14 protein-coding genes and 3 tRNA genes are annotated in these 20,397 nt (G+C 66.2%); 11 read left to right on the top strand and 6 right to left on the bottom strand.

The window, feature by feature from the left end:
• Positions 1-13: 13 nt before the first annotated feature.
• Positions 14-169 carry a hypothetical protein gene (locus tag C7C57_RS14705; RefSeq protein ID WP_156027623.1) on the top strand — a complete coding sequence of 52 codons (156 nt, stop codon included), beginning with the start codon at positions 14-16 and terminating at the stop codon, positions 167-169.
• Here C7C57_RS14705 and C7C57_RS14700 read toward each other — a convergent pair.
• A complete protein-coding gene (locus C7C57_RS14700) occupies positions 166-1,173 on the bottom strand; it encodes a diacylglycerol kinase family protein (protein ID WP_187976985.1) in 1,008 nt (335 codons plus the stop codon). The genes C7C57_RS14705 and C7C57_RS14700 overlap by 4 nt on opposite strands.
• A gap of 68 nt (positions 1,174-1,241) precedes the next feature.
• Here C7C57_RS14700 and serS point away from each other — a divergent pair, with 68 nt between their 5' ends.
• The 6 genes from serS (at position 1,242) to C7C57_RS14670 (ending at position 13,103) form a co-directional block, all read left to right on the top strand.
• Positions 1,242-2,501: a serine--tRNA ligase gene (serS, locus tag C7C57_RS14695; protein WP_187976984.1), complete on the top strand. Its 1,260-nt coding sequence runs from the start codon at positions 1,242-1,244 to the stop codon at positions 2,499-2,501.
• 60 nt (positions 2,502-2,561) lie between these two features.
• Complete coding sequence (locus C7C57_RS14690; protein WP_255505713.1) at positions 2,562-3,419, top strand: HAD family hydrolase; 858 nt, start codon at positions 2,562-2,564, stop codon at positions 3,417-3,419.
• Between the two features lie 69 nt (positions 3,420-3,488).
• Positions 3,489-3,576: transfer RNA gene (locus tag C7C57_RS14685), tRNA-Ser, on the top strand.
• Between the two features lie 324 nt (positions 3,577-3,900).
• On the top strand, positions 3,901-11,355 hold the full coding sequence (locus C7C57_RS14680) for a DUF5979 domain-containing protein (RefSeq protein WP_187976983.1): 7,455 nt from the start codon (positions 3,901-3,903) through the stop codon (positions 11,353-11,355).
• Positions 11,356-11,580: 225 nt separating this feature from the next.
• The gene (locus C7C57_RS14675; RefSeq protein WP_187976982.1) at positions 11,581-12,906 is read left to right on the top strand and encodes an LCP family protein; all 1,326 of its coding nucleotides are present in this window, start codon (positions 11,581-11,583) and stop codon (positions 12,904-12,906) included.
• A 107-nt stretch (positions 12,907-13,013) separates the two neighbouring features.
• Positions 13,014-13,103: transfer RNA gene (locus C7C57_RS14670), tRNA-Ser, on the top strand.
• Positions 13,104-13,318: 215 nt separating this feature from the next.
• Here C7C57_RS14670 and C7C57_RS14665 read toward each other — a convergent pair.
• The 3 genes from C7C57_RS14665 to C7C57_RS14655 form a co-directional block, all read right to left on the bottom strand.
• A complete protein-coding gene (locus C7C57_RS14665) occupies positions 13,319-14,494 on the bottom strand; it encodes a DNA glycosylase AlkZ-like family protein (protein ID WP_187976981.1) in 1,176 nt (391 codons plus the stop codon).
• Between the two features lie 224 nt (positions 14,495-14,718).
• Complete coding sequence (locus C7C57_RS14660; protein WP_030149098.1) at positions 14,719-15,807, bottom strand: VIT1/CCC1 transporter family protein; 1,089 nt, start codon at positions 15,805-15,807, stop codon at positions 14,719-14,721.
• Between the two features lie 234 nt (positions 15,808-16,041).
• Positions 16,042-16,503 carry a MarR family winged helix-turn-helix transcriptional regulator gene (locus tag C7C57_RS14655; protein ID WP_187976980.1) on the bottom strand — a complete coding sequence of 154 codons (462 nt, stop codon included), beginning with the start codon at positions 16,501-16,503 and terminating at the stop codon, positions 16,042-16,044.
• 37 nt (positions 16,504-16,540) lie between these two features.
• Between C7C57_RS14655 and C7C57_RS14650 the strand changes: the two genes are divergently transcribed.
• The gene (locus C7C57_RS14650; protein WP_081864149.1) at positions 16,541-16,768 is read left to right on the top strand and encodes a hypothetical protein; all 228 of its coding nucleotides are present in this window, start codon (positions 16,541-16,543) and stop codon (positions 16,766-16,768) included.
• 133 nt (positions 16,769-16,901) lie between these two features.
• On the opposite strand, the gene C7C57_RS14645 is transcribed toward C7C57_RS14650, so the two are convergent.
• Both C7C57_RS14645 and C7C57_RS14640 read right to left on the bottom strand, forming a co-directional pair.
• Complete coding sequence (locus tag C7C57_RS14645) at positions 16,902-17,975, bottom strand: aldo/keto reductase (protein WP_187976979.1); 1,074 nt, start codon at positions 17,973-17,975, stop codon at positions 16,902-16,904.
• Positions 17,976-17,977: 2 nt separating this feature from the next.
• Positions 17,978-18,814, bottom strand: a complete 837-nt coding sequence (locus C7C57_RS14640) for a hypothetical protein (protein ID WP_187976978.1) — start codon at positions 18,812-18,814, stop codon at positions 17,978-17,980.
• 157 nt (positions 18,815-18,971) lie between these two features.
• On the opposite strand from C7C57_RS14640, the gene C7C57_RS14635 reads away from it, so the two are divergent.
• From C7C57_RS14635 to C7C57_RS14625, 3 genes are all read left to right on the top strand, one after another.
• Positions 18,972-19,421 carry a hypothetical protein gene (locus tag C7C57_RS14635; protein WP_187976977.1) on the top strand — a complete coding sequence of 150 codons (450 nt, stop codon included), beginning with the start codon at positions 18,972-18,974 and terminating at the stop codon, positions 19,419-19,421.
• Positions 19,418-19,891: a hypothetical protein gene (locus C7C57_RS14630; RefSeq protein WP_187976976.1), complete on the top strand. Its 474-nt coding sequence runs from the start codon at positions 19,418-19,420 to the stop codon at positions 19,889-19,891. Before C7C57_RS14635 ends, C7C57_RS14630 begins: the two co-directional genes overlap by 4 nt.
• A gap of 123 nt (positions 19,892-20,014) precedes the next feature.
• Positions 20,015-20,087 (top strand) — tRNA-Arg (locus tag C7C57_RS14625).
• Positions 20,088-20,397 lie beyond the last annotated feature (310 nt).

Raw genomic sequence — 20,397 nt, 5'->3', positions numbered from 1 at the left:
AAAGGAGAAAATCATGACCAGTTCCAGGGCATATTTCGAGGACCTCGGCGACGGGTATTCCCGTGTGCTGGGGATGCTCATCGATCCCAAGACCGGGCGTTACATCGATGATGAGGCCGAGCTGCAGAGCGCGTGGGCGGCGATGGCGGAAGCCGACGCGGAGGCTTAGGCTGCCAGCTCCGCCAGCGGCACGCGCACCAGCAGTGTGCTCGGCTCGGTGCCCACGCGGGCGCTGACGATGCGTCCCAGTTCGTCGCCATCGATCTCGAAGGACTGCGGTTCGTCCAGGCGGACGTTGACCTCGGCGGTGCGCAGGTAGCTGATGGTCTTGGTGCCCTTGCGTCCGCGGGTCACGGTGATGATGCGTTGACCGATGCGGCTCTTGCGCAGCGAGCCATTCTCCCAGCGCAGCTTGCGCCACACCTTGAGCCAGCCAAACAGGCCCGCGGGCTGGAGCACGGCGAGGTCCAGCTGGCCGTCATCGATCGCCGCATCCGGCATCAGTTCGAGGCCCCCGGGCAGGCTGCCACAGTTGCCAAACAGGATCGTGGAGACACTCACGCTGTGCTCGGAGCGTCCGGCCAGCTGATAGCGCAGCCGGAAGGGGTGAGCGTTGGGCAGGGCGCGCATGCCCGCGTCCACGTAGGCGAGCCAGCCCACGGCCTTCTTCAGCGCAGGATTGGTGTTGGCCATGACCGTGGCATCCAGCCCGATCCCGGCCATCACCAGGAAGGAGTGTTCCGACCCCCGGCCCTTCTCATCAACCACGTTCATGATGCCCATGTCGATGGGGCGCGAGCGGCCGGCGAAGCCGATATGCGCGGCGGTGTCCAGATCGCTCAGCGGGAGAGAGAGGTTGCGTGCCAGCAGGTTGCCGGTGCCGCTGGGAATCAGGGCGAGGGGAACCTCGGTGCCCCGCAGCGCATCGGCTACCGCCCTGACGGTTCCGTCGCCCCCGGCGGCGAACACCAGGCTGGCCCCATCGGCGAGTGCGGTTCGGGTGATCCCGCCGCCCGGGTCGGCCTCGCTGGTTTCGTACCAGAGGGTGCGTGCCCAGCCCTCGTTCTCGGCGGCGGTATTGATCGCGGCCTTGAGCTCGGGCAGTTTGACCTTCACCGGGTTGTACACCACGGCTGCGCGCGGCCGGGAGTGATCGGGGCGAAGCGGATTCATGTTCCGACGATAGCGCGGTTTTGCTCGGATACGGCACGTTTGGCCGCGACACGGCCTAGACTGGGTGGGTGATTGATCCCGTACTTCTGCGTGAAAACCCCGACCGTGTCCGAGCCTCCCAGGCTGCCCGAGGTTCCTCGACCTCGCTGGTAGATAGCGCCCTTGAGGCCGATGCGGCGCGTCGCTCGACGATCACCGCCTTCGAGGAGCTCCGCGCCGAGCAGAATGCCTTCGGAAAGACCGTGGCCCGTGCGGCCAAGGAGGACAAGGCGGCCCTGGTCGCCCAGGCTCAGGAGCTTGCCGCCGCCGTGAAGAACGCGCAGCAGGTGGCGAACCAGGCCGAGGAGACCTACCAGGCGGCGGTTCGCGCGATCGAGAACATCGTGATCGACGGCGTGCCCGAGGGCGGCGAAAAGGATTTCGTGACCCTGCGCGAGGTTGGCGAAAAGCCCACCTTCGACTTCGAGCCCCGCGACCACCTGGCCCTGGGAGAAATCCTCGGCGCGATCGACATGTCCCGCGGTGCCAAGGTCAGCGGGGCCCGTTTCTACTTCCTGCGCGGCATCGGTGCCCGCCTGGAGATCGCCCTGATGAACCTGGCCCTGGACCGCGCCCTCGAGGCCGGATTTGTGCCGCTGATCACCCCGACCCTGGTCAAGCCCGAGATCATGGCCGGCACCGGCTTCCTCGGTGCCCACGCCGACGAGGTCTACCACCTGCCCGCCGACGACCTGTACCTCACCGGTACCAGCGAGGTTGCCCTGGCCGGATATCACGCGGATGAGATCCTCGATCTCGATGCGGGCGCGATGCGCTACGCCGGCTGGTCCACCTGCTACCGCCGCGAGGCCGGTTCGCACGGTAAGGACACCCGCGGCATCATCCGCGTGCACCAGTTCAACAAGCTGGAGATGTTTGTTTACACCACCCCTGAGGAGGCCGAGGCGGAGCACCTGCGTCTGCTGGCCATGCAGGAGGGCATGCTGCAGGATCTGGGTCTCAGCTACCGCGTGATCGACACCGCCGCCGGCGACCTGGGTTCCAGCGCCGCCCGCAAGTACGACGTCGAGGCCTGGGTTCCCACCCAGGACGCCTACCGCGAGCTGACCTCCACCTCCAACTGCACCACCTATCAGGCCCGTCGCCTGGGTACCCGTTACCGCGATGGTTCGGGCAAGACCGCCCCGGTCGCAACCCTGAACGGTACCCTGGCCACCACCCGTTGGATCGTCGCCATCCTGGAGACCCACCAGCAGGCCGACGGGTCGGTTGTGGTGCCCGAGGCGCTGCGTCCCTACCTGGGTGGCCTGGAAGTGATCACCGCCTAACCGATTGCCCGGCACGGCGTGACGGTAGCAAGACAAGACGGCTGTAGTACGAGGAGTGGTGTGAGCGAACAGGTTGCCGAGATGGCCGCGGGATTCCCGGTGGAACACACCGAGCCCTGGCTGGTTGCCCTCGACATCGACGGGACCGTCGCGCATGAGAGCGGCAGGATTTCCCCGGCCGTGGGCGAGGCCGTGCGTTCGGCCGTGGCACGCGGGCACGAGGTGATGCTGGCGACCGGTCGCAGCTGGGGTGCCACGCACACCATCATGGCCGAGCTGGGTATCACCCCGAAGTACGTGGTGTGCGCCAACGGTGCCATGATCATGCGCCGCGATCCGTCCTCCCCGGAGGCGGATCCGCAGGGCTACGTCATCGATCACGTGGAAACCTTTCTCCCCGACGACGTACTGAAGACGATCCGTCCGCACCTCAGCGACGGCCGCTACCTGATCGAGTATCCGGGCGGCTTCCGTCGCTACACCGAGGGCATGTACGAGTGGGACCTCAACAACGCCGAGCAGGTGGAGTTCGAGGAGCTGCTGGGCACCCCGGTCATCCGGGTGGTCGTGGTTTCTCCCGAGCATGATGAGGCCGAGTTCAGCCAGGTGGTGTCCGAGATGGGGCTGCACCAGGTGGCGTATGCGATCGGCTGGACGGCGTGGATGGACATCGCCCCGCTCGGGGTGAACAAGTCCACCGCGCTGGAAATCGTACGCGAACACCTGAACGCGCGGCCCGAGCGGATCCTGGTTGCCGGCGATGGCCGCAACGATGTGGAGATGTTTGAGTGGGCGCGCGAGCGCGGCCGCGCGGTCGCGATGGGACAGGCACCCGAGGCCGTGTTGGCGGCCGCGGGCGAGATTACCGCGGGTGTGGCCGAGGACGGTCTGGTCCAGGTTCTCGATACGCTGCCGTAGTTTTCCTCGGTCCTAGCGGGGCCCCAAGCGTCCGCTAGACTGGGAACGTTCGTGGGAATCCCGCGAGCTGGAGGGTTGTCCGAGCGGCCGATGGAGCTGGTCTTGAAAACCAGTGGGCAGAAATGTCTCGTGGGTTCGAATCCCACACTCTCCGCCATGACTCCCCCGAGATTACTCGGGGGAGTTTTTTGTTGCCCCCATGTGACCCCCAGTTTGGGGGTGATTATTCGAGTCGTCCGAGACACCGGGCGTGTCACCGGGTAGCGTGGGAACGTTGCCTGTCGGTTACCCTGCCGCAGACAACACGTTGCATCGTTCCGCGTGCGCCCACCCAGCGCCATACCCAACGGAACACCGCGGCGGCCTCACACTGTGACCCGAACTCAGTACGGAGAATAATTTCATGCTCGGCAGAAAACGCCGCTATTTGGCGCGCCACAAAACCGTTCAATCGCGAGGCTTTACCCCCTGGTCTCGCACCATGGCTATCGTGGCCACCGGAGTCAGCGCACTGCTGGTAGCCGGTTCGCTCGGTACCCTCCCGGCCCTCGCCGCGGGCGATCAGAAGCCCCAGTATCTGGGTGTGGAAAAGAGCGTCAACGCCGGTGCCGGTGACCAGAAATCGGTCACCCTGAAGCCCGGGGATGAGTTCACCTACCAGATTCGGGTGACCTGTGATGAGGGTGACTGCACCGATGCGGTCCTCACCGACAACCTCCCGGCGGGCCTCGCCGGTTTTGAGGTGCTCGAGGTGGGCGCGACCGATGCGAAGGTGGCACTGACCGGCGTGAAGCCGGGCCAGGTTCTCGGTACGGCCGAGACCCTCACCGGAACCTTCGGCTTCCCGATTCCCGCGGGTGGCACGGGTCTGCCCGATCAGGGCAGCGTGATCATCTCGCTCAAGCTCCGGGTTCCCGCAAACCTCAGCCCGGACTGGGCATTCAACGGCACCGCGATTCAGAACACCGCGCGAGCCACCTCGACCACCGCGCGCGATGTGAACAGCAGCGCGAGTATCACCGTGGGCATCGAGAAGAAGACCGGGATCGCCACCACCAAGACGTGGGCACCGGCGAACCAGCAGTTCAAGCCCGGCGACACCTCGACGATCACCCTGGGCGCGGGCAACACCGGCAACGTCGGGGCGAACCAGCTGACCCTGCAGGACCCGAGCGGTGCCGTGGACGGTGCCCCGGCGCTGGCCGCGGACAACCCGTTCTCGATCGTGGACTTCCAGGGCTTTGGCCCGGTCACCCTGGCGCAGGGTGCCACCCAGGTCGCCGTGGACGCCTATGTGTTTGACGGAACCAGCTGGAAGTGGGTCACCGGTGTCCCCGGTCCGGCATCGGCCATCGCACTGCCCTCGGGGGTAAGCGCCGCGGATGTGGGCGGAATTCGGATCCGCCAGATCGGTGCCGACGGATCGATCGTCGCGGGTGGGTCCGCCGGATCGATCGCGCTCCAGGTTGCCCAGCGCGAGACCACGCGCACGGCAACCCCCACCAGCCTGGTGGGTGGGGCCAAGCTCACCAATAAGGCTGCTGGAACCGTGACCTATCCGGACCTGGACCCGGTCACCACCACTGCGACCGCGCCGTTTGAAATCGGCGGCCTCAACGTCAGCGTGGGTGCCGGGAAAACCATCGACCCGAGCAAGATTCCCGCGGGCGGCACCGCCCGTGCGCACGTGACCGGGGCAAACACCTCCAACGGTCCGCTGAGCACCCTGGTGCTGAGTGACCTCGACTACTTCTCGCAGAGCCTGGCCTTTGGCGGCTTTAGCGAGGGTATTACCTATCCGCAAGGCGCGACGGCCGGAACCGTGACCTGGGTCTATGACGACAAGTCCACCGAGGTGGTTCCCTTTGCCTCGGGTGCGACCCCGGCCGTCCCGGCGGGCAAGGTTGTGACCGGCTTTATCCTCACCTTCACCGGTACCATCGCCAAGGACGCGCAGACCGCCGCCGACTACCTGATCAAGCCGGCCGTGGACTATGTCAACGCCGAGACCGGCAAGGTCTCGACCAAGAACAACCTGAAGGTCACCGGAAAGAACGCCGCCGGGGAGGCCAGCCAGAACGCCTCGGCACCGCTGGACATTCACTTCCCCAAGGTCGATCTGGACCTGAAGAAGACCGTCACCCCGGGCTACCCGGTTGAGCCGGGCGCGCTGGTAACCACCGCGCTTGAGGCCACCACCCGAACCGGCACCGAGCTGGTGCCGTCCACCAAGATCGTCATCACCGACGAGTGGACCACGGGAGACAAGACCACCAACTTCTGGGAGGCACACAACCCCGTGCGGGTGGCTCCGACGCTGATCCCGGCGAACACGTCGCTCACCGTGGAGTATAAGGACGCCTCGGGTGTGTGGAGGACCCTGACCGGAACCCCGACCGCGGCCGTGCCCTCGGCTAACAACTTCGGTGCCGATCTCCCCCGGGATGCCGTGGGTGTTCGCTACACCTTCACCAACCCCGACGGGTTCGCCCAGGGTGTCATCCTGAAGCCGTACACCACGTTTGAGGCGCGCGAGACCCTGCGCGGCACCGAAAACACCCCCACCGCGGTCCCGGCCCAGAACCCCAAGCCCACGACCTACACCAACACCGCGACCACGCAGGCCACCGCCGAGCGTCCCGGGCTGCCGACGATCACCAGCGATACCAAGAAGTCGCAGGCGACCGCCCAGATTCAGATTCGGACCGATGACGGCTCGGGTATTCCCGGACCGCTGGTGAGCAAGGGGTGGTTTGACGTCACCAAGACCAACAACAAGGTTGGAATCCTGAACGCACAGTCCTCGGACCACGTGCTGACCAAGCTGGGCTGGGGCGTGACCCGCACCGGGTTTAGCTCGGTCACCCTGAACGAGCCCAATGGTGGGGAAAACACCCCGGAATCCACGGTTTTCCAGGCGTTTGACCTGGTGGGGATCGGAGCCGTCTCGCGTGCCACCGACCCGGCCCTGCGCTGGGACCGCGTGAGCAAGGTCGAGCTGTTCGACGGCACCGCCTGGACCGAGGTGAAGCCGGCTGGTGGCAGCTGGATGAACGCTGCCGGATTCATCGGATATCAGCTGACCGATGCCGAGCGCGCCAGCACCACCGGTCTGCGGATCACCGTGGTGCCGGATGTCGATGCCCGGGCCAAGAGCACCGACCCGCTGGCCCCGCCGGTGAACAGCGGCATCACGACCTCGGGCGGCGTCACCGCAAGCCGGATCATTCCGGTGGAGTGGAAGCTGCGCAACGTGCTGCGGGTGATTCCCGTCGACAACCCGGACAAGCGCTGGGTGGATCAGCGGGCCCCGTTCAACCTGCCCGCGACCGGATCGATCCGGAACACCCTCGGCGTGACCGGTGTGTACGACGGCCAGAACATCTCCGGCTCGGCCTTCGCCGATATCTCGCTCGCGAACCAGCCGCCGGGAGTCAAGGTCTTCAAGGACGCCAGCGCCGCCAACGTGGTGCTGCCGAACCTGGCCGAGGTACCCGAGGGCAAGTTCCCCGTGGTGACCTACCGGGTCGCGGCGATCAACAACTCCACCGCGGCCGCATCCTTCATCCGGGTCACCGACCCCACGATGTGTACGCTGGACAACTGCATTACCGATTCCCAGCGACCGGACTCGGTGATGTTTGGCACGAAGGCGTCGGACTACGACCCGGCGACCAACCCGTTTGAGCTGATGAACCTGCGTAAGCTCACCTTCACGCTGCCCGCCGGGCAGGTGGACACCAACGCCTCGACCGTGCAGCTGTGGAAGCGGGATGCCGCCGGCACGCTGAGTGTCCAGACCGTGAGCGTGGCCCAGGCGAGTGCGCTGAGCGCCGCCGCCCTGGCCGATGTGGTGGGCGTGAGCGTGCTCTACCAGGGGACCAACCCCAAGCAGGATGGTGGGTCGCTGCTCACCGGAACCCTGGACCCCAAGAACATTCCCGGGTCCAAGAACGTGCTGCTGATGAGCGTGGAGACCCAGGTTCGGGCCCACGACCGCAGCACCGGTGCGCTGGTAACCCCGGCGTCGGTGGAGCGTTCGGTGGTGGCCAACACCAGCACCGCGCAGAGCTACGATCCGGTGCTCTACCCGAGCCAGGCCGGAACCGATTCGGCCTCGGCCGAGGTCAAGCTGCTGGATGGTGAGCTTCGGGTGAGTGCCACCAAGAAGATCGCTCCGGCCGCGCTGACCGAGGTGAAGAAGGGTGACCCGGTGACCCTGACCCTGGGTGCCGCCTCGAAGGATAAGGCCGGCGTCGAGTCGACCGTGTCCAGCCGCAAGGTTGTGATTGAGGACACCACGGACGCGTTCTGGAACGCCTATGCGCTGCAGCGCCTGGTCCCGAACCAGATCATGAAGCCCAACGGGGCCGACCGCGTGCAGGTGGATATCCGAACCGGTCTGGGTGCGGATGCCGTCTGGCACCTGGGCACCCCGGCCGCGGCCGCCGCGCTGCCCGCCGATGTGAGCGATCCGCAGACGGCATCGGGGATCCGATTTACGTTCACCAACGCCGCCGGACGGTCCTTCTCGACCACCGCGCCTCCGGCCATCTGGAGCGCGAGTGCGGTGCTGAACCTCGGCCTGCGCACGCAGACGCTGGATGGTCAGGCAATCGACTTCGCCAAGAAGAACACCATCACCAATACGGCGAGCGTCGAGTCCAGCTACAACTACGCCCCGGGGACTCCCGTGGTGTACAACCCGGCCACGGACAAGGCCCAGGCCCCGATCGAGACCGGACCCGGTCGCCGCTCGCTGAGCCTGAGCAAGACCCCGGCCCAGCAGATTGTGCGGGTGGACGACGCGAACCTGTGGACGCTGAGCTTCACCAACTCGAATGAGTCGTTCCTCAACATCACCCAGGTCGAGGATCGGCTGCCCGAGTTCCTCAAGTGGGACGAGGAAAACCCGACCTTCGCGACCTCGGCCAACGGTCTGCTCTCGACCCAGGTGAAGACCGCGTTTGATCCCGAGACCCGTAAGATCACCTTCACCTGGCCGAGCGATAAGAACCGGATGGCCCCGGGAGAGAAGTTCACGATCACGCTGAACCTCGCCCTGCAGGCGGGACTTCCGCAGGGAGGCCAGGCGACCAACGCGCTCGTGGTCACCACCGTTCAGGACCTGGATTCCTGCTCGCGCGGCGCCAACCAGGGCACCGTTGATGGGCTGGCACCCAACCAGTGCGGCACCACCAACTTCGTCAAGCAGCAGGCGGGTGCGCTGTTCCAGATCAGCAAGAGCGTCAAGGGCGAGCTGGCCGACCCCGAGAAGAAGCTGACCTCCGGGGCAACCAACCGGGTGTCCGCCGACCGCGTGTGCACCCCGGATGCCGAGGGCTACTACGGCGCCGACTGCGTGGCCAACACCGTGGTGGGTGCCACCGACGGCTGGAAGCTGCGGATGATCAACACCGGTGACACCTCGCTGACCACGGCGACGATCCTGGACATCCTGCCGTTCGCCGGGGACAAGAACCTCGTCGCCGGCGACAGCCGTGGCTCGACCTACCGCCCGATGTTTGACGGAGACTTCGGTGTGAAGCTGCGTGAGGGTGCCCCCGCGGGCACCACCATGCGCTGGGAGATCACCACCGATCCGCGTGCGCGGGTGTGTGTGGGCGATGGAACCGGGTGGAAGGATGATCCCACCTGTAAGTCGGCCACCTGGCGGGTGATTGCTCCGGGTACCGTCCTCACCGACGCCGAGGCCACCGCGGTGTCGGCGATCCGGGTGACCCTGGACTTCTCCCGGGTGACCGGCGGGCTTGCCCCCGGTAAGGAGGCCGGCGTGAACTTCCAGACCATCAACGTGCCCGACTCCGCCGACCACGTCGGTGGTGCCCACGTGGACCTGAGTGCCGCGAGCCGTGTGGCCGACGTGGCGATCAACCAGCCGGCCGCCCAGGGTGTCTTCGCGGGTGGTCAGACCCAGTCGCGGGCGTCCAAGTCGGTGGGAGTTCGAATCGCCACCGGTGTGCTGCCGCTGGCCAAGAACTTCACCGGTGACGCGGCGAAGTATGCGCCCGGTCTGGCCTCGGCGGACGTGTCCTGCCGGGTACCCAGCGGACGCACCGACGCCGCCGGTCGTGCCCAGATGATGTCGCTGAAGCTGGCCGATACCGGCAAGGTGCTCTTCACCAACACCAACCGTTTCGCCACCGTGTTCACCGGGCTGCCGCTGGGTGCCCTGTGTGACGTGAGCGAATCCGGTGACCGGGGCCTCTTCGGAGAGACCGATCGCTCGGGTGGGGTGAAGGACATTCAGATCCTCGCCGGTGCGGCCTCGGTCCGGCCCACCGTGGCCCTGGAAAACCGCTACGACATGACCAGCCTGAAGGTCACCAAGAAGATTGACACCCTGGCCGACCCGGCGATCTTCACCAACTTCTCGTTCGACTTTGCCCTCAGCTGCACCGCGGCCGTGAGCAAGATCCCGGTGACCTGGAATGGAGAGGAGACCGTCAGGTTCTCCCTCACTCCGGGGGATGCCGAGCACACCGAGCTCTCCCATGAGGTCACCGGAATCCCGGTGGGCGCCAAGTGTGAGCTGACCGAGACCGATCCTCGGGGTGCCCAGCACACCACCATCACGCAGAACGGGCGAACGATCTCCGAGACCGATGCCGCGGCACCGACCGAGCCCGTCGCCACCCCGCGCGCGGTGTTCATCGCGGCGGCGGCGGATTCGCAGAACGAGCTCGAGGTGGCCAACAACATCGAGGTAACCAACCGCTTCGACACCGGAAGGCTCTCGATCTTCAAGGCCCTGGCCGGTGCCGGAAAGGACACCTACGGCCAGGCCGAGGGAACCCACCTCACCGCCGCGGTCACCTGCACCTACGGAACCAACCCGGTGCAGACCCTGTTCGAGGAGACGGTTGCGATCACCGCGGGCGAGGCCACCGAGATCGAGCGTGACTTCCCGCTGGGAACCGCGTGCGAGATCACCGAGGTGAACACCGGCGGGGCGACCCACACGGACAACCCCGAGGCCGGATCGGTCATCATCACGGGTAACGCGGTCACCGCGGACATCACCAACCACTTCGACGTGGGATCCCTGGAGATCGTGAAGGAGCGCACCGGCAGCGGTGTGGACGCCTTCGGCCAGGGGACCTACACCGCGGCGGTGGTCTGCACCTGGCAGCGCGACGGTGACACCCTCACCGCCCCGCTGGCGGACGGTGGCATCGTGACCCTGGGTCCGGACAACAACTACCGGGCCGAGCTCACCGGGATCCTGATCGGTGCCCACTGCACCGTGACCGAAACCGACGCGGGCCTGGCAACCGCCGTGGCCTACGCGCCCCAGGATGGAACGGTGACCATCACCGATCCCGAATCCGAGCAGGACACCGCGCGGGTGGTTATCACCAACACGTTCACCACCGGGTCCCTGGAGATTCGCAAGAGCGTGCAGGCGCCGCTGGCGGTAACCAACGGTGAGGTGACCTACACGATTGATGTCACCAACACCGGCGAGATCGAGGCCACCGACGTTCCGGTTACCGACGTGCTGCCCGCCGGGGCCACCTTCCTGCGGGCCCCGCAGGGCACCTTCGCCAACGGTGAGGTGCGCTGGAGCCTGGAGAAGCTGGCCCCCGGGGCGAGCGTGAGCCTGAGCGTGACCGTCGCGTTTGCCCAGCCCGGAACGTTCGAGAACTGTGCCAGCCTGGTCACCCCGACCGGGCCCTGGGCGGACACGATCGTACACAACCCCGGTACGGACAAGAACGCGTCCTGCGTGAGTGTGACCGTGGTTCCGGGGAACCCGAACACCCCGCCGAGCGGCGGTAACACCGTGATTCCGGGGCTGCCGGACACCGGATCCGATCTTCGAGGGATCCTGGGCGGCACGTTGCTGCTGCTGTTGGCCGGCGCCGCGGTAATCTGGTTGGCACGTCGCGAACGCAACTCGAACGCGGCCTAGCCAGGCAACGACGCACGGGCGGACGGGGTTTCCCCATCCGTCCGTGCGGTCTTTCGGGGGTTTTCTCCCAGTAAATGTACAAAGAAGCCTGGCAGCATGATGTGATTCTTACGTGCCGCAGTGTCGTGGGTTCTCGATGCGGATACGTCGCGCGTGGGCCCCGATCGCCCGGCATCCGGAATCCTCACACACGTTCCGTCACCCAGTCCTCCCGAAAGGCCCGCATTGAGTAGCTCCCGTCAACGCCCCTCCCGCGTGCCCGCGGTCAGGCACGGTCAGTTGCGTCGATCAACCCCGTGGATTTCCGCGGCCAAGATCGTGGCCGGCGCGCTCGCCGTGGTGTTGGTGAGCGGGGCGAGCGTGGGAGCCTACGCGGTGTGGGACGTGGTGTCCTCGATCAAGCCCTCGGTTGACCTCGGTAAGGAGTCGCCCCCGCCCAAGTCGATCGATTCGATCGAGGGCGGTGTCAACCTCCTGTTGGTGGGAAGCGATTCGCGTCAGGGGCAGGATCCCGCGCTCTTTGGTGACCCCACCAAGGAAACCGGCGTGCTCAACGATGTGACCATGCTGCTGCATATTTCCGAGGATCACAGCGCCGCAACCGTGGTGAGCTTCCCCCGGGACATGTTTGTGCCGATTCCCTCGTGCCCCAAGCCCGAGGGTGGCACCTACCCGGCGATGTCCTCGCAGAAGATCAACACGACCCTGGGCTATGGCGGCCTGGCGTGCACGGTCAAGACCGTGGAGGCCCTGACCGGACTCGACATTCCCTACGCGGCCGAGGTGCAGTTCAGCGGCGTGATCGAGCTCTCGAACGCCGTGGGTGGCGTGGAAGTGTGTGTGGCCAAGGGCATTTCCGATCCCTATACCGGCACCTTCCTGGATGCGGGCAACCACACCCTGCAGGGTCTGGCGGCGCTGCAGTTCCTGCGCACCCGACACGGCGTGGGCGACGGGTCCGACCTCGGCCGGATCAGCAATCAGCAGGTGTTCCTGTCCTCGCTGGTGCGCACCCTGCAGTCCAGCAACACGCTTTCCGACCCCACCAAGCTGTTCTCGATCGCCAAGGCCGCGGTGAGCAATATGACGCTCTCCACCAGCCTGAACGACGTCAACACGATGGTGCAGATCGCCCTGGCGCTGAAGAACATTCCGCTGGACCAGATCGTGTTTGTGCAGTACCCCAACGCGATCGTCAACAAGCCCGGCCACAACGGTGTTGAGCCGCTGCCGGGTCCGGCCAAGACCCTGTTCGACGCGATCAAGTCCGACCAGCACATCAGCCTGACCGGTGGAACCGGCCTGGGATCGGTGACCGAGACTCCCGCGGGTGGCACGGAAACCCCGGCGGCCCCGCCTGCCGGTGGATCCCAGACTCCGGCCGCGCCCCCGGCCGGTGGATCTCAGACCCCGGCGGCCCCGCCCGCCGGTGGTTCCTCCACAACCCCGACCGATCCGTCGGCCCCGCCCGCCGTGGTGGAACTGCCGTCCACGGTGACCGGTCAGAGCGCCGGCGAGCAGACCTGCTCGGCCGGAAATAAGCGCAAGTAGTCCCTTCCCGAGGGGCAATCGGAAATTTTCCCCGCCTTTTTCGCGCGTGGATTCGGCGCGGCGGCAAGGTTCCGATATGCTTGCAACGTACCTCGCTCGCGAGGTAAGGAGACGTCGCATAGTGGCCTAGTGCACCACCCTGCTAAGGTGGAGTCCCCCTAAGGGGACCGCGGGTTCAAATCCCGCCGTCTCCGCCACAATCAACAGCCCCGGCATCCGCTCAGTGCGAGCGAATGCCGGGGCTGTTGTCGTTTCGGCCTCTGCCGCTGCCTCGGGTTCGGTCCTGCCTCTGTTTCGGGGGCTGCCTCTGCCTCGGGTTCGGCCGTAGTGGCGGGGAAAGCGGTTTCTCTCCACATCCTGTCCACACCCCCTGCGGCGTTTTGCACACCGGTTTCCACAGGTTTCAACAGAGTTATCCACAATCTGTGGAGAGTGCGGTGGTTGAGCTCCTGATCTCCAGGGTGAGTCCCATCTGTTCGGCCAGGGTTTCGGCGGCGGTGCCCACGGCATCCCGAAACTGGGCGAGATTTCCGCCGGGTTCGGGGAACATCCCGATCACGGCCAGGACGCGGCCGTCCCGCCGCACATCCGCACGGCCCACGAAGCGGGTGCCCACCAGGACACCGAGGACGTAGTGTCCATAGGTCCGCTTCGTTGCCGGCTTATAGGCCTCAAACGTGTAGTCAAAATTGAAGATGCGACGGCTGCGGTCGCGATCCCGAATCAGTGGATCGAAGGGCCCGATGAAGCGGGGATCCTCGGGGATCGGCACGGGGGACGCGGCGATCGCGGCGGTTTCGGGATCGGGACTCAGCCAGGCGGGGGATCCCCACCCCTCCACCCGGGCGGGCAGCGCATCCCCGTGTTCCAGGCCGAAGCCCGCATCGGCGGGTACCAGGTTGTAGTGCCGGGCCACATCCGTGGCGGTGGCGATGCCCAGCGAACGGATCGCGCGGTTGGCGAGCCCCACCAGGACCTGGGCGCGGGTGGGGACGCTGTCGCGTAGGTCCGCGGGGATGCGGCGCTCGGGAACGTCGTAGATTCGGCGGTTCAGCCGGCGATCGGTGCTGACCACCTCGCCGCGCCACAGCAGGTGTTCGGTGATGCGTTTGCTCTCGGACCAGTCCCAGTCTCCGCCCGCGCGTGGGGCCGTCTCCTCGATCCGGGCGAGTGTGAGTCCGTGATCGCTCGAGCGCACCATCGAGGTGACCGCGGCGAGTTCGATCCCGCCGGGGGCGTCTCGTCGCTGGGCCGCGGCGAGGCGGTTGAGGCGGAACAGGGGCCAGTCCTCGATCGGGATGAGGGCGGCGGCGTGTGTGTAGGTCTCAAACGATATGGCCTCCCCGCGGGACCAGAGTCGCGCGTCGATATCGCCGGCTCGAGCCGCCCGCGGAAGCCGTGCCAGGCAGGTGAGGCGATGGGCGCGATCCACGCGGGTGAGGGCATCTAACTGAATGAGCCCCACACGGCGCAGGACCGTGCGGGGCTCATCCGCCTGTCCCGGCAGGTGGCTTGCGGTCACCGCGAGGTGACGAGCCGCTTCGGGGCTGACAATGTTGGTGTGGTGCGGGGAGTTGTGGAGAGGCAACGGGGTCTCCGTTCGTCTAAACGCCGACCGGATCGGACGGAGCACGAGGCACCCTCGGTGGACCGAGGAGATACACCGGGATCGGTGCGGTGCCGACGTACCGCGCGAGGGGTTCGCGCCGCCGCACAAAAGTAACCATGCTAGCTGTGAATGTTGCCCATGGAAGATAGAAGAATGCTGAGTTTTTAGGACAAAACTACAGACATGTGTTATGAGTCCAATCGCTATGCAGGGCCGGATCCGAAGAGCAATCCGAGCAGATAGGTCACGCCCGCGGCACCGAATCCGATGGCCAGCTGGCGCAGGGCCCGCTTGAGCGGCGACGCCCCACTCAGCACGCCGACGATCGCCCCGGTGCCCAGCAGGGCCGCGCCCACCAGGACCGCGGCGACCAGCACCGCGGCGAATCCACCCAGGCCAAACAGGTAGGGCAGCACCGGGATGATCGCGCCCGAGGCGAAGAAGAGGAAGCTTGAGGTGGCCGCACCCCAGGCGGTCCCGAGCGACTCGTGGTCGGCCTCGGTCTCCTCTGCCACGGGTGCCTCCGGTGCACCGTCGTGGGTGCAGGGAAGGCCCGCGAGGATCTCGTGTGCGTGATCGATCGACTCATCGGTTTCCATCCCGCGGGCCCGGTACACCAGGGCCAACTCGTTGGCGTTGATGTCGAGGTGGGGAACCGCGCTCTGAGCCTCGGGGTTCGGGGTCGAGGCATCCAGCAGCTCGCGCTGAGAGCGTACGGATACGTATTCACCCGCGCCCATCGAGAGCGCGCCGGCGAGCAGCCCGGCCACCCCCGCGGCGAGCACCACCGAGGTTTCCACGCCGGTCGCGGCCATACCCAGCACCAGGGCCAGGTTGGACACCAGGCCGTCGTTTGCACCAAAGACGGCCGCCCGGAAGGAGCCGGAGAGCTGGATGCGGCTGCGGGCCGCCAGGCCTCGGACAACCTCCTCGTGGATGCGCTCGTCGGCGGCCATCGCGTCGGTGGCGTGAACATCGGCTCCGTAGGGGGAGCGGGCCTCGGTGCGCTGCATGAGGGCCAGCACAAAGACCGGGCCGAAGTGGCGGGCGAGGAAGCAGCGGAAGCGGGTGCGCATCGCCACCGGCCGGGGCTTGCCGGCGTGCTCACCCAGGAGGTTGAGCCAGTGCTGTTCGTGGCGACGCTCGGCCTCGGCGAGGGAGGTGAGGATCTCGCGCTCCTCGCCGCTACGGGCGTCGGCGAGATCCTGGTAGACGGCGCGTTCGGCGCGCTCATCGGCGAGATATCTACGCCATCGGCGGATCTCGGTGGGGGTGGGGGTGATGGTCACGATACGGCTCCTGGCTTTGGGCCGAAGCGCTCGAATGGCGGCTTCGGCTACGGTCAATAAGTAGCCGAAGGTCTCGCTCGCCCCGCGTGCGGGGTGGGCTGCCGGGCTTGCGCCAGTATGTCGACAGACCGCTTTGCGATTGTGATAATCGCCGGTGGGAACTACTCCCCTTCGTTGAAGTCAGTGTAGCGTAAATGGCTCTGATCAGGGATTCGGTGCACCGAACTTGTGTGATCCTTAAGTGGTTTGGGCGATCTCGGCCGCCCGGATCACATCGTGCAGGGTCTCGCGCAGGTTGGTGAGTTCGGGCAGGCTCATTCCCAGCGCCTCGATGATGCGCGGGGGAATCTTGGTGGCCTGCGCGCGCAGGTCGCGCCCGGTTTCGGTGAGCTCGATATCGAGCACTCGCTCGTCTCGGGTGCTGCGGGTGCGCGTGATTAGGCCGGCGTTCTCCAGGCGCTTGAGCAGCGGGGAGAGTGTCGGCGGCTCGAGGGCAAGAGCCACTCCGAGCTCCTTCACCGAGCGTGGGCTGGACTCCCAGAGGGCGAGCATCACCAGGTATTGGGGATGGGTGAGGCCCAGTGGTTCGAGGATCGGGCGATAGAGAGCCAGCACGTTTCGAGAGGCCACCGCCAGGGCGAAGCAGACCTGGTTCTCGAGCGCGAGGAGGTCGTCTGGGGTGGTGGTTTTCTCTGACATGTTCCCAGTGTAACAAAACAGGTGTACGCTAATAGTTATGGCACGAACTAAAGGTGAGCCCGGGCCGATTCGGGCCGCGGGTGGCTTTACCAACTGGCTCAATGGAAAGCTGCGTCCCTACATTGGGCCGCCGCCCCTGGGCCCGTACAACGAGGAGCCGCTGCCGGATACGGCCGAGGCTGCCTGCCCGCTGTGTGGGCATCCGATGTCGCAGCACATCGTGGACCGTAGCGGCGAGCGTACCCAGCTGCACTGCCCCAAATAGACCCCTGACATAACAAAGGTCGCACCCGGTTGGGTGCGACCTTTGTTGTGTTGTTGGCTGTTCTATCGTCGGCGAGGAGCCGAGAACGAGGTCTGCGGCGTTTCCGGGTACGCCGGAGCGCCGTGGGGGCCGCCTAGAGGTTCGAGGAGGCTGCCCAGAGGTTCACGCCGGTGTCGCCGGTGCCCACGGCCTCGTCAATCTCGGCGAGTTCCTGCGCGGTGAATTCCAGGTTGTCGAGGGCACCGAGGTTCTCGTCCAGCTGCGTGATCGAAGAAACCCCGATCAGCGCGCTGGTGGCCCCACCCTCGCGCAGCACCCAGGCGATCGCCAGCTGGGCGAGGCTCTGGCCGCGACGCTGGGCGATCTCGTTGAGGGCGCGCAGGCGGGCGATGTTGTCCTCGCTGAGGAAGCCGTCCAGGAACGAGGTGCGTGCGGCCGAGGGGGCGGCACTGGGGTCCTGCAGGTACTTATCGGTCAGTAGACCCTGGGCCAGCGGGGTGAAGGCGATCGAGCCGAGCCCGTTGGTCTTCAGGGTGTCCAGCAGGCCGTCCTCGACCCAGCGGTTGACCAGCGAGTAGGCGGGCTGGTGGATGACCAGCGGGGTACCCAGCTCACGAGCTGCGGCGATCGCCCGCTCGGTCCGCTCGGCCGAGTAGGACGAGATGCCCACGTACAGTGCCTTGCCCTGACGCACGGCGGTGTCGAGGGCGCCGATGGTCTCCTCGACCGGGGTATCGGGGTCCACGCGGTGCGAGTAGAAGATGTCCACGTAGTCGGTGCGCAGGCGCTCGAGCGACTCCTCGAGGCTGTTGAGCAGGTACTTGCGGCCACCGAAGTTACCGTAGGGGCCCGCCCAGTGCGGCCAGCCGGCCTTGGTCGAGACGATCAGCTCGCTGCGGTACGGCTTGAAGTCCGAGTGCAGCAGGCGGCCGAAGTTGTACTCGGCCGATCCGCCGGGAGGGCCGTAGTTGTTCGCCAGGTCGAAGTGGGTGATGCCGCGATCAAACGCGTGGGTGAGGATCTCCCGCTGCGTATCAAACGGGCGGTTGTCACCAAAGTTGTACCAGAGGCCCAGGGAGATCGGCGGCAGCAGCAGCCCGCTGTTACCCACCCGTCGGTAGCCGAGGTGGGTGTAGCGGTCCGCGGCGGCGCGGTAGGGCTGGTGGATGTCGGGATCGTCGGCGCTGAAGCGAACCTCGTTGGTCATTGCTAGTCCTTCGTGATGTAGGTGGAGAGGGGGAGCAGGAACGAGGTTCCCGGTGCCGCGGCACCGGGCTCGACCCTGCGGTAGTCGGCCACGTCGTGCAGGGTGGTCGCACGCACCTGACGGCGGATGGTCACCGGGGAGGTGGCCGGGGTACAGCGCAGGTCGATGCGCGGGTTGGCCTCGGCGGCCGCGTCCAGGGTGTTGTCGGAGTGGGTGGTGCCGATCAGGTCGCCGCGATCCACGGTGACCTCGGAGAAGCGCACCGGACCGGTCGAGGTGAGGCGGCTCGCACAGGCATCCCAGTCGCCCAAGTAGTGGGTGCCGGGGCGGCCGTGCTCGAGGATGATGGTGTGGAACCCGGAGGCCGTGCGCGCGCTGATCAGCATGACATCGCCCGCCGCGGCCCCCGGGCCGAGCATCGCGCGACCCTCAAGGCTGAAGGTGTCCGGTCCGGTAACCGTCAGGATCGGGGCGTCGGGGGCGGGCTCGGCGAGGGCCCAGATCCACTCCTCGGCGGCGCTTCGGGTCAGCCACGGGCAGCGCTCGCCCGAGGCCGCGGTGGTGACCAGCAGGGTCAGCGTGCGGTAGTGGTCGGCCAGGATGCGGGCGAGAACGTCATTGTGCTCGGCCAGGACCTGAACGACCTCGGTGCCCAGGCGCAGGGGTGCGCCGGTGCCGCCGTGTTCGCGGGGAATGGTGAGGGAGGCCAGGCCGCTCTCGCGCAGCAGATCCAGCGCGGCGCTCGGCTCGACGCCGCGTGCCTGAGCGGCCACGCGGGTGGCAACGGCTCGCCAGTGAGCCGGCGTAGCGGGGCTGGGGAGGATGCTGTTGGGGGTCATCGTTCGCTCCAGGGTTGATGGTCTGTGCCCCGAACCTAACAGGGCTGGCAGTGGCTGCCAAGAGGGTGTGTAACACGAACGGTTGGATTCGATCAGTATGACTAAACATGACCTGTTATGACAATCCGCGGTTGCGGGCGGTCGAACCGCTATTGTCATGGGTATGGTGTTGCGTCGCTATCGCTGGTCGATGATCCTGGCTGTGCCGGCCGGGTTTGTGATCGGTGTGGTGTGGGGAATGATGCTCACCGGGGGAGACCTGGTCGCCTGGGGTGAGTTTGTGTTGTCGCTCGGGTGGTTTTCTGCCTTTATAGCGGCGCTGGCCGCGTTCGGATTATTTCTGGGGGTGCACCTCGGGGACCGAGAGCTTCGGCGTCGGATTGGATCCCGGGTGTTGCTCGGGGCCGCCGGTGCCGCGGGAGTTGTCTTTACGACGTTACTCCTGATTGGCCTGGTCACACAGATTGTTGCTAATCCAGGGTATGCGAATCCGCTGGCTTTTGTGGTGCTGTGGGCGATTCCGGTTTCGCTCGCGGCGGGGGCCGTGGCAGCGCTCGCCGTGCTGGCCACCGATGCCGGGTATCGAAAGCTGCGGATCCTCGCATGATCCCGGGGCGCGAGACGGTGTGGAGGCGGTACTGGCCGCTGGCCCTGATCGCGCTGCCCGAGGGGTTTGTGCTGGGCGGCCTCTACGGTTTGGTGACCGTGGGGGTCGCGAGTCCCGCCCAGCTCTGGCCCACCTTTGCCGGGTTTGGTCTGGGTGGACTGCTGTTCACGGTGCCCGCGGTGATGGGATCGGCGCTCGCCCTGTGGTTGGGGGATCGTGGCCTGCGTCACACCCTGCGAGCCCGGGCGCTCCTCTCTGCCCTGGGGGCGGTCTTTGGAGTTGCCGTGATGGTCCTGGTGTTGGAGCTGGTGACGAGTCTGCAGGTGGTGGGGCAGGACTTCGGACTGCGCTCGGTGCTGATCGTGGTGGTCCCGCTGGTGGGGCTTCCGGCGGCGCTGGTTGCGGCCGGTTCCGTGGTCGCCTGGGAGTGGCGGTTGAAGCCGCGAAAGCCGCATCCGGCCACGGTCTAAAAATCCGCGGAATCACGCGCGACACGTCGAAGAAAAGCCTCGATTGGCGCGAGCTAAAAAGCTGCGCTAAGCTATCTAACGGACCGAGGGTGAGAAACAAGCCCGAGGCCACAATTGAAAAATGCGCCCGTAGCTCAACGGATAGAGCATCTGACTACGGATCAGAAGGTTGGGGGTTCGAATCCCTCCGGGCGCACAATAAGGAAAGAGCCTCATCGAAAGATGAGGCTCTTTCGTTTAACACCAGTTCGGTTACCCCCGGGCGGATCATTCCGGTAGCCTCAGAAAAGGGCATCACATCGTTGTGTGTGCGGGAGCCGGAGGAAACATCAAGACTGACTTGAAAACGATGTTTACGAAGCCTGTTGACTGGAAAGATCCTCGAAAAATCGGCTTTTTCCTGGGGTTTTTGTGGAGCATCACCATCCTTGGAACCCTGATTGGTTTTCTCATCCAATCGGCTCTGGGGAGTCGCGTGTGGGCGGAGGTGCCCGCTGCAATGGTTC

The organism is Mycetocola sp. JXN-3, from assembly GCF_014522285.1.
Lineage (GTDB): Bacteria > Actinomycetota > Actinomycetes > Actinomycetales > Microbacteriaceae > Mycetocola > Mycetocola saprophilus.
The sequence above is the reverse complement of the archived record's forward strand: the minus strand, read 5'-3'. Positions and strand labels throughout refer to the sequence as shown.

Bases quoted from the DNA above. Each gene is read 5' to 3' on its own strand.
- C7C57_RS14680 (WP_187976983.1), top strand. From the start codon at position 3,901: ATGGCTATCGTGGCCACCGGAGTCAGCGCACTGCTGGTAGCCGGTTCG.
- C7C57_RS14630 (WP_187976976.1), top strand. From the start codon at position 19,418: ATGATCCCGGGGCGCGAGACGGTGTGGAGGCGGTACTGGCCGCTGGCC.
- C7C57_RS14650 (WP_081864149.1), top strand. From the start codon at position 16,541: ATGGCACGAACTAAAGGTGAGCCCGGGCCGATTCGGGCCGCGGGTGGC.
- C7C57_RS14655 (WP_187976980.1), bottom strand. From the start codon at position 16,503: ATGTCAGAGAAAACCACCACCCCAGACGACCTCCTCGCGCTCGAGAAC.
- C7C57_RS14635 (WP_187976977.1), top strand. From the start codon at position 18,972: ATGGGTATGGTGTTGCGTCGCTATCGCTGGTCGATGATCCTGGCTGTG.
- C7C57_RS14705 (WP_156027623.1), top strand. From the start codon at position 14: ATGACCAGTTCCAGGGCATATTTCGAGGACCTCGGCGACGGGTATTCC.
- C7C57_RS14645 (WP_187976979.1), bottom strand. From the start codon at position 17,975: ATGACCAACGAGGTTCGCTTCAGCGCCGACGATCCCGACATCCACCAG.
- C7C57_RS14700 (WP_187976985.1), bottom strand. From the start codon at position 1,173: ATGAATCCGCTTCGCCCCGATCACTCCCGGCCGCGCGCAGCCGTGGTG.
- C7C57_RS14640 (WP_187976978.1), bottom strand. From the start codon at position 18,814: ATGACCCCCAACAGCATCCTCCCCAGCCCCGCTACGCCGGCTCACTGG.